This is a genomic window from Planktothrix agardhii (genome assembly GCF_904830935.1).
Classification (GTDB): domain Bacteria; phylum Cyanobacteriota; class Cyanobacteriia; order Cyanobacteriales; family Microcoleaceae; genus Planktothrix; species Planktothrix agardhii.
In genome coordinates, this window is sequence record NZ_LR882952.1 from 2,129,780 (window position 1) to 2,146,760 (window position 16,981).

Consider the following 16,981-nt stretch of genomic DNA (forward strand, 5'->3'; position numbering starts at 1 on the left):
TAAAAATTAATCTTTTTTGAAATTTGTTTTAACTCGAGTTCCATCCGTTTTTATTTCTGCACTAGATGAAGTTGTATCTATATTTTCTTTTGGTAGGGTATCATGATGATAAAGATGTTTTAAAATCCTATGAACTTCTACAATAGACGGGCGATTTTCTGGCTTTAAAACTAACATTTTTTCAATTAATAGTTTGAGTTTATTATGGGTGGGATTAGAATAGCTTTTACTGCGCGTCAAACCCTTGCCAATAGTGAGGCGACTTGGGCTTGGTGGAGGAATTTCACCGCTTAAACACTCAGGAAGTGTTAATATTGGATCGGTGGAAACTGTTTGATAAGCGTATTGATAACGTTTGGGATAGTTTGGGAGTGAACCTGTCCAGTATTGACAAAAAATTAAACCTAGTGAAAAAATATCAGATTTTTGATTGGGTGCTGGAGTTTTACCTTCTGTATTAATATATTCAGCAAACTCTGGTGAATAGTAGACTTGATCTCCCACTAAAACTTCTGGTGTTGTTGGCTCTCCTTCTAATATACTATTATCAAAATCAATAATCTTAGCGATTAAACTACTTCCCCATTCTTGAATCAGAATATTATCGGGTTTGAGATCAAGGTGAATAATTCTACTCCCATGAAGAATCTTTAAAGCTCCTGCTGCTGTTAACATAACAAACAGCCGTTTTTTCATTTCCAAGTCATGGACTTGATCAGATAAGGTGCTAGTATCAACTTTTTGAGAAACTTTAAAGTAATGACTTCCATGATCATCACCATGTTTAAAGAAGTCTATTGTCCTGACGACTAACCCGCCATCACCACAAGCGGAAAGAGCTTTCATAATAGCTAACTGTTTTTTTTCAAAAACTTCACATTGATCTCGTCTTTTTTGTTTCCCTTTTTCACTTCCTGGTGCAGAGTTACCTGGATAAACAGGACTTAAGAATTTTTTAATAAAAACCTCCTCTGCTCCCGCTTTTGCTTTTGCAAATCCCCATTGACACTGACCGCCATTAGTGCTGTCAAAATCACGACTGACGGTATATTTACCAATAACATCGCCTGTTTTGTAAGACATAATTTAGTTTTCTCCTTCTGAAATTTGTGGTAAATTGTCAATATTGTGGATTAATTCTTGCATTTTTCTCTTTTTTTCATAGTTGTTTGTAACCGTTTCGTCACTTAACTTACTTTGATAATATTGACTTGCTTCATTGCAATAATACCTCGCTTTAACTAAGTTATTAGATAGGTAGTTAATCCATCCTATAAAATAGTGTAAATTTGCTATAAGATCACGATCACTTATATTCAGATGTTCTTCTAGCAGTTGTCCTAAATCTTCAAACCGAGAATCTTCTTTAACCTGAGAATCAATATTTTCATCTGCAAACACTGTTTCTAAATCGTGAATAGCATCCTTAATATTATTATTTTTTAAGTTTACTTTAGCTAATTCTAAGTTATTTGGAATTTTGTTTTCTTCATCACTATGTGGGATTATTTCTACTACAGGATCTACGGTAGGTTCATTATTTTCAGATGAGACAGAAATAATTTCTGGACTTGGAACAGAATCTCTATTGATTTCTCCAATAGTTTGATCAATTTCCTGTTTTTCTTCCTGTTTTAAATAGAATTCATAATTTTCTCTATATTCCTGCCATAACGTTTGTAATTCCCCCAAATTTTTGTTTTTGAAATCAAATTTTTCTGTTAAATAACCCAATCTTTCTTCATAGGATTGTTTTAAATCAGCAAAACTATTATATCCCATTGAGCAAAGAATAAGAGATACATCATCTTGTTTAATATCTTGATACCGTTGATTTAACGAATCTTCCCATCGTTTGATATCCTCAGATTGACTCAATGTATTTAACAATAACTTTTCAAACTCCCAAGGCGCAGGTAAATATTGAAAGCATCCGTCGGTACAAGCAAGAATACATCCACGTTGATCCAATTCTTGTAATTTAAAATGAATCTGCCAATTTTTCTTCATGTCTGCACTTAAATATTGCGACATAGGTGGATCTTCTCGAATCATTTCAAACGCATCTTTTTTTACTTCTAAATCATCTTGAGTAAGTTGCTGTAAGCCTTTTTCTGGGCTGAGGAAGTATAACCGGGAATCTCCAATCCAAGCCAAACTAACTTCATATTTTGTTGGCAATTCACCTAACTTTGGAATGCTGGCTAGTGCCATTGTTGTACACAAGCGCTGACCCGCTAAAGAACCTCCCAGACGAGATGGCCTAATATTTTTATCGGCTGCTTGTTTTAAAGTTGTATAAACTTTATCTCGCATTTCCCTAACCATTTCATGATTTAGTTTTCCATACCATTGAGGCAAAAATTCTTGCACCGTTTCCGAAGTTTTTTGTGAAGCAATTTTTCCACCTGTCTGTTCATCATAACCTGCTGAACGCCCTCCTAAACCATCAAAAACTCCGATGACTATAACATCAGAATAATCATCATCATTAAATAGATGAGCATCCTCACCTTTGTTATGAACACTTTCTATATTGACAGTTATCTTAGAGGATTTCATAGCTTACAAATAGAGGTTAATCATCCTAGATTTTGAAAAATTAGAAACTAAATTAACTCAAGAAAATCCTAAGTATTTTCATCTTGAAGATTTTCTTGATTTTTATAAACAGCGTGAACAAGTTCAGTTTTTAAGAAATTTACACACTATTAGCAATGACATCTAAAATTTCATCCATTTCAAATTCTTCTAATCCTTGACCTGCTTTAGATGCAAAATGTATTGTGTTATCCCAACTGCTGGCAATCATTGTCCAAGGAGAAGCATCAGGAGTAAACAATAGTAATCGTTTAGCAGGACTTGACATTTCTGACCAATAATCAGTCAGATCATCTAAAGTTGAAGAAATTTCTTTAGGATAATGGGCGGGTTTAGAGCTTTTTTCTAAACTATGGGCACTGGCATCAGTATAAACAATAATGACATACCGTTGTTTAGCAAAATCTTGGGCTTTTTCCCATTTTGATTTTAAGGCTAAATCCAAACCTTCTAAGCCATTTTCTGGTTCGTCCCCACCCCCTTCTGCTTGAATTTTAGAAACAAAACCAGCAAATTCAGTGTTTTCTGTACGAAGATTAAAGAACTTAGACTGTACCATTGCTTTATCAGGTGCATCAGCCCAGTAATCCCGAAATACGATCACTTTAGCCCTAAGTTGATCAATTTTTTTCTGTTTAGTCTCCATCTTTGCTTCTAGTTTGGGATAGAAGTTGAGGGCTGTAGACTTGACTGCATCAATTAAGTGGCCCATTGAACCTGTGCCATCAATGCACATGACTAAATCAACGGCATACTTGACATATTTGTCCTCTGGTTCGTTTGCCATACTGAGTCTTAACCTCCAGACGATTATGGGTAATCAGATTTGTCCTAAATATCTATAGGCTAGACTTGCGAACTTTACGCAAATTTCTCAAAAAATTTTTTAACCTGGATTTTGTGATCATCGGGGGATGATGGCACAACGGAAATCCAAATCAAGAATGTTTCCTAAGTAGTAGCGAGTTAGAGATGAGGTAAGCTGGCTCATTGTTAAGTATAAATTGATTGATCCTATTTATTCCCTACATTTAAACAGGATTTGTGTTAGGATAGTAACAGGATATTGAGGACGCGACATCATGACTTCCCTTGATCAACAGTTCAACCAGGCTGCACTCCATTGGGACTTGGACACGCTTTATACTGACCTCGCCTCTGCTAAGGGAAAACGCCTGACGCCGATGGAAAAGCTGCATTTGCGGGGGTTGTTGTGTGGGTTTAGTCCGGCGGAAATTGCCGAACAACTGGGAAAAAACGTTAAAGGAGTGAAAACTGACCTCTGTGTGACGTTATATAGATATGTGAAAAGTTTGGTAGATAAATTAGATGCTCGGATTGAAAGTTGGCGAGAAGTTACAGAATGGTTAGAAGAAGCCGGATATAAACGACAGACACCCCCAGAGATTCCCGTTGATAGTTTGCTTACCGAAAAAAGTGTTGTTAATATTTCTAATATTCATATTGATAAAAATCAGTTAGTTATTGCTTTTAATTTAAAAATCCCTACAACATCCGCCACTTCAGAATCAAAGAAATATTCAGAGATTACAGAAAATTCAATAATTGCCAAGAATTTAGTTAATTAACAGTTAAATATCAATCCTTTAATGTTTGCTACATATTCCCCCTTCTGTAGAGACGTTGCATACAACGTCTCTACAGAAGGATCATTTAGGATATTTTATGGCAAAATAAAGACTAATCATTCTAGTTTAATCCCCAATGCTGACTCCCCGGATTCATCCAGAAACCATAGAAGAAGTCAAAGAAAGGGCGGATATTTATGATATCGTGTCCGAAAAAGTTTCCTTGAAACGACGGGGGAAAGATTTTGTCGGTTTATGTCCTTTTCATGATGAAAAAACCCCTAGTTTTACGGTGAGTCCCACGAAACAAATGTTTTATTGTTTTGGATGTGGGGCGGCGGGAAATGCGATTAAATTTATTATGGATTTGGATAAAAGTTCTTTTAGTGAGACGGTTTTAGAGTTAGCTAAACGGTATCAAGTTCCTGTGAAGACTTTAGAACCGGAAAAACGTCAGGAATTACAAAGACAGATTTCTTTACGAGAACAATTATATGAGATTTTGGCGATCGCTACGGGTTTTTATCAATATACTTTAAGACAACCGGAAGGAATTCAAGCCTTAGATTATTTAAAATTAAAACGCAATCTCAAAGAAAATACTATTCAATATTTTCAGTTAGGATATGCCCCCCAAGGATGGGAAACACTGTATGATTATTTGGTAGAACAAAAACATTTTCCGGCGGAATTAGTCGAACAAGCCGGGTTAATTGTACCTCGAAAAACGGGCAATAGATATTATGATCGGTTTAGAGATCGGTTGATGATTCCGATTCATGATAGTCAAGGAAAAATTATTGGATTTGGGGGCAGAAGTTTAGGGGATGAACTGCCAAAATATCTTAATTCTCCTGAAACTGAATTATTTGATAAAGGTAAGACTTTATTTGCATTAGATAAAGCTAAAAATGCGATTAGTAAGCAAGATCAAGCGATTGTTGTTGAGGGATATTTTGATGTAATTGCTTTACATACCGCCGGAATAGAAAATGCTGTGGCTTCTTTAGGGACTGCGTTAAGTTTGAATCAAGTTCGGCAGTTAGTTAGATATACGGAATCTAAACAAATTATTCTTAATTTTGATGCAGATGCTGCCGGGAATAAAGCCGCCGAACGGGCGATCGGAGAAATTGAAGATCTAGCTTATCAAGGTTATATTAATTTACGGATTTTAAATATTCCTTCTGGTAAAGATCCCGATGAATTTTTAACTCATAATTCTGCTGAAGATTATCAAAAATTATTGGTTAATGCTCCATTTTGGATTGATTGGCAAATTCAACGGTTATTAATTGGAAAAAATCTTGAAACCGTTGCCCAGTCGCAGCAAGTCTCAAAACAAATGGTAGAATTATTGAGAAAAATCGAGAATGGAATGCAACGCACCCATTATATTCAATACTGTGCTGAACTTCTGAGTCAAGGACAAAATCGGTTAATTTCTTTATTAGCTAAAAATTTACAAACTCAAGTCAATAAATATCATTCAGAACCATCAAAAAATAAACAATCTTCTGATACTTTAGTTAACATTAATTCTGAGCGGAGTTTATTAGAAGAAGCAGAAGTTAAACTCCTCAGAATATATCTCCATTGTCCCGAATATCGTCCAATGATTGTTGATGGGTTAGAAGCAAGAGATTTACAGTTTAGTTTAGCTCATCATCGGTTTTTATGGCGAGAAATTGCCCAAATTGAGGCTCGATTTGAAAAGAGTTTAGATCCGGTGGATTTAATTCTGGAATTGCAACAAGTTTGTTTAGATAAAAATCAACAAACAAAACAATTTTATCATCTATTTTATCTGGATGAACATACAGAAATTGATATTTGCCGCGCCCAATTAGTTATTCGCAGTTCTATTGCGTCCATTGAAACCGTTATTTGTCAAAAAAGACGAGATATGGCATTAAAATTATGGGGGGAAACCGATGTTGCTCAACAGCAGAATTTAGCTCAAAAATATTATCAACAAATCGACGCAGAAACCAAATGGATGTGGGAATTAAAAAGAATTAGAGATACCCAATTTCATGATTTAATTTCTGTTCCTTTAGGTGGGATGGGGAATTGATTATGGCAAAGCGTACTCAATTAGTTCTGACCAAAGATGTGCTGTTACTGAAAAAGAATTAGCAGAATTGATTCAACAAGCAACGGGTCAAGAAGTTGATCGTCGGGAAATTACTCTCACCAGTATCAGTAAATTAGGAACCTATAAAGCCAATATTAAGTTACATTCTGACGTGACGGCTGATGTGGAAGTTGAAGTGGTTTCCCTGTAAATTTCATCAATTTCAAAGGTTTTTTCCCTAAGCCCGAACTTGAGTTCAGGGCTTATTTTTGTTCTTGTGCTTTGAAATAATAATAAAGATTAGCAACCGTTAAATCGGGAACTTTAGACGGTTTTCGAGATCCAGAAACTTTTTCTCTTTGAAAAAATAATAGAGATTAGCAACGGTTAAATCAGGAACTTCTTTCCAGTTGGTTAAGGCTAATCCTTTAAAATCCAGAGCGATCGCTTTGTGGGTAATATAAGATTCATACTCAGAGCGTAATTCCGGTTTAATTAAAAATTTTAGTTGATCTTTCAGTGAAATAAAATGAGATTTTTCTTTTAATTCCTCATAAATTACAAACGGCGATAGTTGTTGTAAAGCCTTAGATTCTTCCCATTGATTTAAACTAGCAATATCCGTTACATCTAAATTAGCTAGTTTTTCTTGATCCTCAATTGATAAATTTTGTATAACTTTTAGATTATTCTTCCAGAAATCAATTAAAAGTATATCCTGATTGATAATAGAGTTAATCCTAGGAAATATAAAGTCAATTTCTTCTTCCGATTGACAGGATTCTGTTAAGTATAGGCAATCTTTGATAATTTTATTTTTAAGGTGATTTAACTGAAAAATACAAGCATCAAAATCATTTTTTAAAATATCAACTAAAGCCAAAGTTTGCTCAATAGCCCAAGCACATTCTAATCGCTTCAACTTTCCCGAAATTGAAGGACAAGAAATCAATTCTTTATTATTATAAATAGCTAAACAATTTTGTAAATTATTCCAAATAAAGTTTAATTTATCATTTCTATCCTTAGAATTTTGTGTTATTAAAGCCGATGGGAGTTGATTATTATGAACTGATTGAAAAATTCCATAAGATTTAACAAACTCAACGTGGTGTATTTCTTTTTGGATTTCTTGACCGACTTGATTAATGGTTTTTAAAATCTCATCTCCTTGACTATTAATAATTGATTTTAAATCTGTGAAACCTTTTTCAAGCCCTAACTGAACTTGATCTAATTTTTGATCTAATTTGCGAGTTTGCTGTAAATTTTGTGCAGAAAGTATTCCCAGTAAAGCAACACCGACTCCTAGAGTTGCCGTTGCTGATTCTAATATACTAGCCTTTTCCTGTAAGCTATCCATGCCTTTTTTCAGATAGTCTAAGTCTCGATCAAGATGGTCAGATTCTACCTTACCTTGATAGGCTTTGACCCCAATTTTTGCGATAATTAATACCGTTCCGAGACCAGGAACAGCAGATGCAAAAGGAGTTGCTACATCTAAGGCAAAACCGACAGACTTTAACAAAGACGCTAAATCTTGAGATTCCATAACTAAGTTAACCTGAGTGTCAGAAGTTAGTATAATTAATTATATCAGTGATACCTGTTCAAAGTTGTCTCTGATGGAAAAAAACCTTAATCCAGCAATTAAATGTGATGAATGAATCTCTCAAAGCCTTTCTTGCTCTTAATCAAGCGGTTACATTAATCCATTCTAATGATGATCAATCCTTAGAGTTAAAACAGTCAGCAACCGATTTAAGCCAATCAATTCAACTCTGTACCGATGAAATGAGACAGTCTGCTGTTAAATTAGAACAATTACTAAAAAATTGTTATCAGGATTTAGATCAGGCTGAAGAAGTTTGGAATAGTAAAGCCAGAATTTTATCTATCCCCAAGGATGAAATTTGGGAACAGATCGCACAAATTAGTAATATAGATGTACGCATTCGTAATTTAAGAAAAAAATGTCAAATAGAAGTTCTTAGAGAACTTAAAGAGTCATGGACAAATCAAGTTACAGAACTCAAAAGACAGTGGTTTACTGAAAAAAATACTGGAAAACCTAAACAAGAGGCAGGCTTATCAGATAAAGAAGGTTTAATCAAGGGTTTAGAAAAAGAATTAATTGATCAAAATCGTCAAATTATTCTAGCGATTAAACATAATATAGAATTCCTAGATAAAGAGTTATCTAATTTTAACATCAATCTATTAGAATCTCATATAAGTTATTATCAAATCAAGGACAAGAATAATTTGTTATATAAAATTAGTAATTTTCGTTATAACCGAAATTTCTTATTTTATGTAAAAGGTAATGTTTCCAAACCTTTGATTGATTCAGTAAAGGCTAGTTGGGATGCCTTTGTACGAGATAGTTTTTTAGTAATTAAGAGAGAACAATTCAATGTTTTTTCAAGTATTGTTTTATTCTTTATCGAAAGTAGCTTATTGTCAAGGTTAGACGAGTGTTTTGATTTGGCTATATCAACTCTAATGTTTTATTTGACATTTTACAATGATTTATTAGAAAAACAAAATAGATATGAGCAAGAAATTCCTCAAAAATGGCAAGCTGAAAAACAATTCTTAGATCAACTGCGTTCACAAATTGATAAAGTTCAGACAGAAATTGATACGATTTTAAATTCTATTTCCACAAGTTAAGAATAATCAAATAGATGGAATCCCCGCCCGTTTTACGACGGGGTGGATGTCAATCAGATTGATCTAACCGTTTTTGCCATTCCGCATCAATTTTATCAGAATTTTGTTCCTCTTGTTCTAATAAATCCGTTTCAGTTGTATAGGCTAAATTATCTTTATTAATCACAGTTTTCTTAGCAAATTGACGAGCATAATTGAGTTTTTCCTGTATAATTGAATTATCATCAGCCAAAATATTAACTCTATTTTTTCGGGTTGTATTGCGAATATTGACTTTTTCATTTTTCCATTGTACCCAGAAATATCTAATTAAAGGAATGGTCAAAAATCCCACACCGTAAATTAATAAAACTGGATAAATGACATGAACAAATCCTAAAAATCCGGTTAAATATCCAGCAATTTCTGGAGTTTTTAATAAACTCCCTAACATTAATGCCCCAATCACATTAACCGAACCTAAACCAATTGCCCCCATAATTTGCCCGGAACTAGCCAAACTAAACCGCCATTTTTTTTCTTTTAAATAACCAGGAACAGATTGAGATTGAGAGTTTATAGCTGTGGTTTGCAATTCGGGGAAATGATAGATTAACTGTCCCTCTGGACTTACCTCCGGTCTACCATCAAATCGAGTTAAAATCGGTAATATAAATTCTTCATATTCCTGAGCTACTGAACTCCCAATTTCATCTAAATAGGGGGTAATTTGTTCGGCAATAATCGCGCCTTTTTGGTTTTGAATCACCCGACCAATGGTTTGCCATCGGCGTTCTTCCAAATTATAATTGGGGTTGCCATCTCCAAAAATAAACGAAAAAACAGATTCCAAAAAATTCATCGGTTTCTTTTGATCGCTACTTTTAGCATTTTGGCGTTGATAATGGTTATTATCGACCGTGGAAAACCAACGAAAATCAGGCATCAACCAAGCGATCCAAAACCAACTCCCACCGCGACTTCCCCCGGAGTTGTTATTATTTTGACTGTTATTAATCACCACTAAAATCGTAATAATAGCAGCGACAATCAGCAGAATTGAGGCAATTAAAATAATTCCAAAGGAAATTCTAATCAGATAAAATAAAACCTTCCAAATTTTATTCCACCAGTCTTTTAACTTCAATTGCCAATATTTATTCCGCAAAATAGCCTGAAAATTGCGGGGAAATGCAAAGGCAATTTCGCCCGAATCAGCCACTTGTAAATGACCTCCGGCTTCGGATGCCAGGGCTAAAAGTTCCCGTTGGGCGATATTAATATCAATTCCAGCTTGAGTTGCCACATCGCCACTGGTGACACGATATCCCAGTTTTTCAACAGCATTAATAATACTAGGATTAAGAACCATTGTTTCTCCTATTCAATATTCATTGTCGCCCCTTGAGTATCGAGTTGCAGCAACTTAACCTCTGGGTTGACGCCCTCTTGTTTCCAGGCGGTCGTCATCGCCACGGCCACCGCAGGGGCTGATATTTCATCGGTTAAAGCTAATAACGTCGGCCCTGCCCCACTAATCACTAATTCAAAGGCTCCGGCTATTAATGCAGCCCTGCGGACGGTTTCAAACCCTTTAATTAAGGATTTACGATAGGGTTGATGAATTTTGTCCTGGAGTGCCACCCTTAACCAGTCAGGGTTGCGGGTTTCTAAACCCCTAATTAATAATCCCAGATGGGCGGTATTAAAAATCGCATCCGCCCGACTATAGTTTGGGGGCAAAACCTTTCTAGCTTCTGCGGTGGATAATTCAAAATCAGGAATCGCCAGAACTGGAACTAGATCACAATGCCAGGGAATGGGGCAAATTTCCCAGCCTATACCATTTTCTCCTCTGGATACGGATAATTGACAATTGCCTAATAAGGCGGGAACCACATTGTCGGGATGTCCCTCGATTTCAATGGCTAATTGCAGGATCTCAATTTGGCTCAAGGGATTTCCAGCTAAGGTATTCGCCCCCAACAGTCCCCCGACAATAGCGGTGGCAGAACTCCCTAAACCCCTGGCTAAAGGAATTCCCAAATCAATCTCGATCTGAACCGGGGGCGGGGTTTGACCGAGGTGCTGATAAACCCGAATAAAGGCTTGATAGGCTAAGTTACTTTCATCGGTTTGGACGATCGCGGCTTCTGTGCCCTGAACCGTAATGGTTAAAGTCTCATTTGATGTATTTTTTAAATAAGAAAAACGCAGCGTATTGTATAGAGTTAAGGCGGCTCCAATACAATCAAATCCCGGCCCTAAGTTGGCGGTTGTTGCGGGAATAGTTACAGTAACAGTGTTGGGCATGAGATATAAATATAGCAGGGAATGGGGAATTACGAATTACGAATTACGAATGGGTAATACTTCGACTTCCCTCAGTAACAGGGTAATGGGTAATGGGTAATGGGTAGGAGTTGGAGTATTCCTAGTTGTAGGGCGCGATCGCTATATTACCCTGTCTTTCTTTTTCTATTTTGCCCTAGTATTGATCCAATAGAACAGATCAAACTTATTGAGTTAATAACACTATGTTACAGCCCATTGAAACCGTAAAACTGTTTGAAAAACAGCCAGAACAACGGTATCTGGCCAATCAAGTGATTTTTGAGGAGGGCCAAACTGGAGAGGTCTTGTATGGCATTCTCGAAGGGGAAATCGAGTTATGGGTGAATGGGAAAGTGGTGGAAACTCTGACGGCTGGAGATGTTTTTGGGGAGGGTGCTTTAGTTCAACCCGATCACACACGAGCGTCCACGGCGATCGCTAAAACAGATTGTCTTTTGGCCACAATGGATAAATCTCGATTTCTGTTTGCCGTTCAGCAAACCCCCATGTTTGCCTTAGAAGTTGTCAAAAGTTATTCCGATCGTTTACGTCGGCTAAAACATTCTATCTGAACCTAATTAATCTGAGCTATTGTCTCTAAAGAAAAAGGTTTTAAATTATTGATATTCGGGTTTACCGTAGGAATATTTTCTTGATTAAGTTCTTCTCCGAGATAAATTCCCAGGGATCGGGCCGTTTCCACCCAAAATCCCTGGGGGTCAACCAGTAGGGGACTATCGGCAAAAACCTGATCTAAGGGAATAGTGGTGACAGCATTATTATGCCAAGCCACCATCACCCCGTAGGTTTCCTGGGCGATTAAATCCACCGCCACCTTTCCGAAGGCTGTGCCAATTAATCTATCCAAGGCAGAAGGAGCCCCACCCCGTTGAACATGACCCAGGACAGTCACCCGGGCTTCTACCCCCAAATTTTTCTCAATTTCCGCAGCCACATATTCCCCAATTCCCCGCAGTCGGACTTCCCCCAGGGCATCTTTATAATATCGACTTTCCCCATCGGCGGTTTTTGCCCCTTCAGCGACTACCACAATGGCGAATTTTCGTCCCCAGAGATTGCGTAACTCGCGAATGCGTTTACAGAGGGTTTTAATTGAATAGGGAATTTCTGGGATTAAAATGGCATCGGCCCCCCCGACAATTCCCGAATATAGGGCCAGATGTCCGGTTGTCCGTCCCATCACCTCCACCACCATTACCCGGTCATGGCTGGCGGCGGTATAACTCAACCGATCTAAACAGTCTAAAATTGTAGTGACGGCGGAGTTAAAACCAACCGATAATTCGGTATGGGCGACATCATTATCAATGGTTTTAGGGACAGCGACTAAATTCCAATTGCCTTTTTCGGCAAGTTTCTGCAAAATCGCCAGACTACCATCCCCACCAATAGCGATTAAAGCATCAAGTCCTAAATCATAATATCCCTGAATAATTTCGTCGGTATTGCCTTCGGTATCTCCCTTATTAATCGACCCTAAAATGGTTCCACCCATACTTAATAAGGGATCAATTCCGTGTCGCTCTAAACCATAGGAATTTAATACCACACTTTTTCGTTCAATCAGTCCCTTGGTGGCATAGGGAATGCCTCGGACTTCCCAGTTATATTCAGATGTGGCATGATTGACAACAGCCCGAATCACGGCATTGAGACCCGGGCAGTCTCCGCCACTGGTGAGAATGCCAATTCGTTTACGTTTGTTCATTTTAGTTTTAAGCCCAATCGTATACCCTTGAATAGTACAGATTTTTGATCAATTTGTTAATACTGCTGGGGACAAAATTAGTCTTTTTTATTCTTTCTTAACGTTCAGTAAAAAAATCAGGAATATCAGTATTTTTAAACCTTTAACCTGGGGATAAACTTATGGGAGTTATCCCAAATATCACCTAATTTTGAAAATCACCGAATCCAGATTAAAATTCTAATTTTATTAAAATTACAGAAAGAAAGAAGCTCAACAATCAAAACTTGTGGTACAGTCTATCCCTAGTTGTGGCTTGAATCATCAAGTCCCCTTGAATTTTGCCTAAAGGAGTTAATAATATGGCGTTAAGAGTAGGAATTAATGGGTTTGGTCGCATTGGTCGTTTGGTGATGCGGTCGGCGATTAATAACCCAGATATTGAGTTTGTGGGAATTAATGATCTCGTTCCTCCCGATAACTTAGCCTATTTGTTCAAATACGATTCTACCCACGGAGTATTTCCGGGCGTCGTGGAAGCCAAAGAAGATGGCATTGTGGTCGATGGACATTTTATTCGCTGTACGGCCATCAAAGACCCCACCCAACTCCCCTGGAAAGAAGACACGGTGGACTATGTGGTCGAGTCTACGGGGTTATTTAGTGACTACCAGGGGGCCCACAAACATATTGAAGCGGGGGCTAAACGGGTGATTATTTCCGCACCCACCAAAGACCCGGATAAGGTTAAAACTCTGTTAGTTGGAGTTAACCACGAAACCTTTGACCCGGCTTCTGATTTAATCGTGTCTAATGCCAGTTGTACCACCAACTGTTTAGCCCCGGTTGCTAAGGTGATTAACGATAGCTTTGGGTTAACGGAAGGGTTAATGACCACTATTCACTCCATGACCGCCACTCAACCGACGGTTGATGGGCCCAGTAAGAAAGATTGGCGGGGGGGACGGGGCGCGGCCCAAAATATTATTCCCTCGTCCACAGGGGCCGCTAAAGCAGTAACTTTAGTCTTACCTGCTTTGAAAGGAAAACTGACGGGAATGGCCTTTCGAGTTCCGACTCCGAATGTGTCCGTCGTTGATTTAACCTTCCGCACTGACAAAGCCACCAGCTATAAGGAAATCTGCGCGGCGATGAAGGCGGCGGCCGAAGGCCCGATGAAAGGTGTTTTAGCCTATACCGAGGATGAAGTGGTTTCTTCAGACTTCATCACTGACCCGAGTTCTAGTACCTTTGATGCTAAAGCCGGAATGGAACTGAATGCTAATTTCTTTAAGATTGTGGCTTGGTATGACAATGAATGGGGTTATTCCTGTCGCGTTGTTGATTTAATGACGTCAATGGCGAAAAAAGACGGCATTCTGTAAATTACAGAAACCGGGTTTCTCAAGATATCTTGATTTCCTACAATGAATCTAATGCAGAAACCCGGTTTCTAGGAACTGGGTGCAGGTTAACACTCTAACGCCAATCTCCCTGAACTGTAAACGCCGCCCAATAATAGGGAGACTGCCATTTTCCCGATTTCCACATCTCTAACTGTGCCTCTCTTAAGGCGATAATGGGATTCTTACCCTCCTTCAATATCGGCTGATAAAATCGAGTCATTAACTCAGAAGTTGACGCATCATTAACACTCCACAAACTAACAACAACCCGCCGCGCTCCTGCATACATAAATCCCCTAGTCATCCCCACTAAACCTTCGCCTTTCGTCTCTTTCCCTAAGCCCGTTTGACAAGCACTTAATACCACTAATTCCGCAGGTAAATTTAAGTTAAAAATATCGTGGAGACGTAAAAACCCATCCTCAGCTTGTCCTTGTTGATTAAATAAGGAAAACACCACTCCCGATAGTTCAGGATTAACAGAATCGAGTAAACCATGAGTAGCAAAATGAACTATTTGATATTCGGATAAATGGGGATTTTTGGCTTCTTCAAGTGAGGCTTGAAAGTCTAGGGCTTGTAACCTTTGATTTTCGGGAACTAATGCTAGAATTTTCTCGGCTTCGGTGCGGGTATACTCCAAACGGCCATAAGCTTTGGGCCCTTCCCCAATACCTAAATTACGCGCCGCACGAGTCAGGGCTGATTGGTTGAGGGTTTGCGGGTTTTGTTGGGGTGCATTTCTAGTAATGCGAGAGTCATTAAGGCTGAAAACGGGGTCGGCTAATACTGCGACAGTTTTGGCTACCGTTGGGCGATTTTGTAGTTGTTCCCGTTGAATAGCAATGGTTGAAGTTGAGGGAGAGGTAACAATTTCATGCTCTACTAAAAGGGGTGTATTAGGTTGAGATGGAATGGGTAAGGCGGCAAAGGGAATATATTGTAATACCCCATCCCCAACAATTAATAAACGTTTATTTCCCAGTTGAGAAGCTACGGGTTTTAGTAATATTTCACTGAGGGGAAGTCCGCTTTCTACGGAAGTAGATTCATTAATTTCTCGGAAAGGTTTGGCAATTTCTTCTATTTCACTTTGTTTAGGTAAAACATAGCTGGTAATACTATTTTTAGTCACAGCCCAGAGATAACTGCGGTCTTTTCCCAAGGAATATTCTAATAGTAGGGTATCATCATCAAGGACTTTTTCTTGGATTTGTTGTAGGGTGAGAGGCTGGGGATATTTGAGGTTAGCATAACGGGGACTGGTAAGGCGAATTTTAGCTTCTAATTCGTCGAGTTGATTGAGTAAAGATTGAGATTGTTGTTTGATTTCATCGAGTTGTTGTTGGGTATATTCAGTGCTTAAGAGTTCCTGTCTGCGATTTTCTACGGTGTTGAGTTGCTGTTGTAAATTCTGTTCTTGTTCTAATAGTTTGGGGTCAGCACCTTGGCGGATATTGGCACCCGCTTCGGTGAGGAGTTCTACAAGACTTCGGGCGCGACTGCGTTCGCTGGTGTGGAGGGCTTTGGCATCATATCCTTGGGAGGGGTTTTGTTGATGCAGTTGCATTAATAGGTCGATGTAAAACTGGTAATAACCCTGAACGGTGGCAAAATAGGATTGACGCAGTTGTTGAGAACCAATTTTGGTGCGGAGGTCTTCAATAATGGTAATGGCGGCTTCGATGTCAGTCAGGGCTGCGGTGAGGTTGTTTTGACTGCGTTTGAGGTAGGCAAAATTAGAGAGAGTAGTGGCTTCACTGCTTCTATCCCCCACCGCCCGTAATAGGGGTAAGGCTTGGTTCAAGTATTCTAGGGCTTGCTGCTTTTCTCCCAGGGAGTCGTACACACCGCCAATATTGTTGAGAGCAGTGGCTTCCCCCCCTCTATCTCCCACTGCCCGATATATGGGTAAGGCTTGGTTGTAGTAGTCTCGGGCTTGCTGCTTTTCTCCCAGGTCGTCGTAGACATTGCCAATATTGTTGAGAGCAGTGGCTTCCCCCCCTCTATCCCCCACTGCCCGTCTTAGGGGTAAGGCTTGGTTGTAGTAGTCTAGGGCTTGCTGCTTTTCTCCCAGGGAGTTGTACACAGTGCCAATATTGTTGAGGGTTGTGGCTTCCCCCCTTCTATCCCCCACTGCCCGATATATGGGTAAGGCTTGGTTGTAGTATTCTAGGGCTTTTTGCTTTTCTCCCAGAGAGTCGTAGATATAGCCGATGTAAGCAAGAGATAGGGCTTCTGAACTTTTGTCACCTGCTTGACGGTAGAGTATGGCAGCTTGTTCAAATTTAGGAATTGCCTGTTGCAGAGATTCTGCTGTTCCTTGCTGAAATAGTTCTGCTCCCTCTTGATAAAGTCTATCCGCTTCTGAGTTGCTGCTATTTTGGGCGATGAGGGTTTGGGGTAAGAAACCGGGTTTCTTGAGTTCAGTGGGTTGGTGATTAGATATAGTGAGAAGAAACCCAGTTTCTAAGGGTTTTGGTGTTGCCATCCCTGACTCCGATAGCAAGGCGACACCGATAATTCCTGATACGGAAACGCCTTTGAGGAACGCAAAAACTAATTTGTTCTGACTTGTTTTTATTTCCATTTTTTTACCCCTTCCCCTGAT

At 38.7% G+C, this 16,981-nt stretch carries 14 protein-coding genes; 6 read left to right on the forward strand and 8 right to left on the reverse strand.

Translation table 11 applies throughout. From position 1 onward, the window contains the following. Window positions 1-6: 6 nt before the first annotated feature. The 3 genes from NMG88_RS09860 to NMG88_RS09870 form a co-directional block, all read right to left on the reverse strand. The gene (locus tag NMG88_RS09860; protein WP_254032413.1) at window positions 7-1,083 is read right to left on the reverse strand and encodes a protein kinase domain-containing protein; all 1,077 of its coding nucleotides are present in this window, start codon (window positions 1,081-1,083) and stop codon (window positions 7-9) included. 3 nt (window positions 1,084-1,086) lie between these two features. Further along, window positions 1,087-2,562, reverse strand: a complete 1,476-nt coding sequence (locus NMG88_RS09865; RefSeq protein WP_254032414.1) for a PP2C family protein-serine/threonine phosphatase — start codon at window positions 2,560-2,562, stop codon at window positions 1,087-1,089. A gap of 139 nt (window positions 2,563-2,701) precedes the next feature. Further along, window positions 2,702-3,388, reverse strand: a complete 687-nt coding sequence (locus NMG88_RS09870; RefSeq protein WP_026785563.1) for a vWA domain-containing protein — start codon at window positions 3,386-3,388, stop codon at window positions 2,702-2,704. A 295-nt stretch (window positions 3,389-3,683) separates the two neighbouring features. On the opposite strand from NMG88_RS09870, the gene NMG88_RS09875 reads away from it, so the two are divergent. The 3 genes from NMG88_RS09875 to NMG88_RS09885 all read left to right on the forward strand — a co-directional run bounded on the left by NMG88_RS09875 (window position 3,684) and on the right by NMG88_RS09885 (window position 6,478). Then, the gene (locus NMG88_RS09875; RefSeq protein ID WP_042155564.1) at window positions 3,684-4,190 is read left to right on the forward strand and encodes a helix-turn-helix transcriptional regulator; all 507 of its coding nucleotides are present in this window, start codon (window positions 3,684-3,686) and stop codon (window positions 4,188-4,190) included. A 136-nt stretch (window positions 4,191-4,326) separates the two neighbouring features. Then, window positions 4,327-6,267: a DNA primase gene (gene dnaG / locus NMG88_RS09880; RefSeq protein ID WP_254035381.1), complete on the forward strand. Its 1,941-nt coding sequence runs from the start codon at window positions 4,327-4,329 to the stop codon at window positions 6,265-6,267. Further along, window positions 6,251-6,478: a 50S ribosomal L9 C-terminal domain-containing protein gene (locus tag NMG88_RS09885; RefSeq protein WP_376786957.1), complete on the forward strand. Its 228-nt coding sequence runs from the start codon at window positions 6,251-6,253 to the stop codon at window positions 6,476-6,478. Before dnaG ends, NMG88_RS09885 begins: the two co-directional genes overlap by 17 nt. Before the next feature lie 99 nt (window positions 6,479-6,577). On the opposite strand, the gene NMG88_RS09890 is transcribed toward NMG88_RS09885, so the two are convergent. After that, window positions 6,578-7,819, reverse strand: coding sequence for a hypothetical protein (locus NMG88_RS09890; protein ID WP_254035382.1), 1,242 nt, complete (start codon window positions 7,817-7,819; stop codon window positions 6,578-6,580). A 107-nt stretch (window positions 7,820-7,926) separates the two neighbouring features. On the opposite strand from NMG88_RS09890, the gene NMG88_RS09895 reads away from it, so the two are divergent. Further along, window positions 7,927-8,943, forward strand: a complete 1,017-nt coding sequence (locus NMG88_RS09895; protein WP_254035383.1) for a hypothetical protein — start codon at window positions 7,927-7,929, stop codon at window positions 8,941-8,943. 49 nt (window positions 8,944-8,992) lie between these two features. Here the strand turns inward: NMG88_RS09895 and NMG88_RS09900 are convergent, their stop codons facing one another. After that, window positions 8,993-10,294 carry a CrcB family protein gene (locus NMG88_RS09900; protein WP_254035384.1) on the reverse strand — a complete coding sequence of 434 codons (1,302 nt, stop codon included), beginning with the start codon at window positions 10,292-10,294 and terminating at the stop codon, window positions 8,993-8,995. Window positions 10,295-10,302: 8 nt separating this feature from the next. Then, window positions 10,303-11,235, reverse strand: coding sequence for a homoserine kinase (gene thrB / locus NMG88_RS09905; protein WP_227351016.1), 933 nt, complete (start codon window positions 11,233-11,235; stop codon window positions 10,303-10,305). A gap of 224 nt (window positions 11,236-11,459) precedes the next feature. On the opposite strand from thrB, the gene NMG88_RS09910 reads away from it, so the two are divergent. After that, the gene (locus NMG88_RS09910; protein ID WP_026786006.1) at window positions 11,460-11,828 is read left to right on the forward strand and encodes a cyclic nucleotide-binding domain-containing protein; all 369 of its coding nucleotides are present in this window, start codon (window positions 11,460-11,462) and stop codon (window positions 11,826-11,828) included. Window positions 11,829-11,830: 2 nt separating this feature from the next. Here the strand turns inward: NMG88_RS09910 and NMG88_RS09915 are convergent, their stop codons facing one another. Beyond that, window positions 11,831-12,985, reverse strand: a complete 1,155-nt coding sequence (locus NMG88_RS09915; protein WP_026798123.1) for an ATP-dependent 6-phosphofructokinase — start codon at window positions 12,983-12,985, stop codon at window positions 11,831-11,833. 341 nt (window positions 12,986-13,326) lie between these two features. On the opposite strand from NMG88_RS09915, the gene gap reads away from it, so the two are divergent. After that, window positions 13,327-14,349: a type I glyceraldehyde-3-phosphate dehydrogenase gene (gene gap, locus NMG88_RS09920; RefSeq protein ID WP_026798124.1), complete on the forward strand. Its 1,023-nt coding sequence runs from the start codon at window positions 13,327-13,329 to the stop codon at window positions 14,347-14,349. 94 nt (window positions 14,350-14,443) lie between these two features. Here the strand turns inward: gap and NMG88_RS09925 are convergent, their stop codons facing one another. After that, a complete protein-coding gene (locus NMG88_RS09925; RefSeq protein WP_254035385.1) occupies window positions 14,444-16,960 on the reverse strand; it encodes a CHAT domain-containing protein in 2,517 nt (838 codons plus the stop codon). Between the last annotated feature and the right edge of the window lie 21 nt (window positions 16,961-16,981).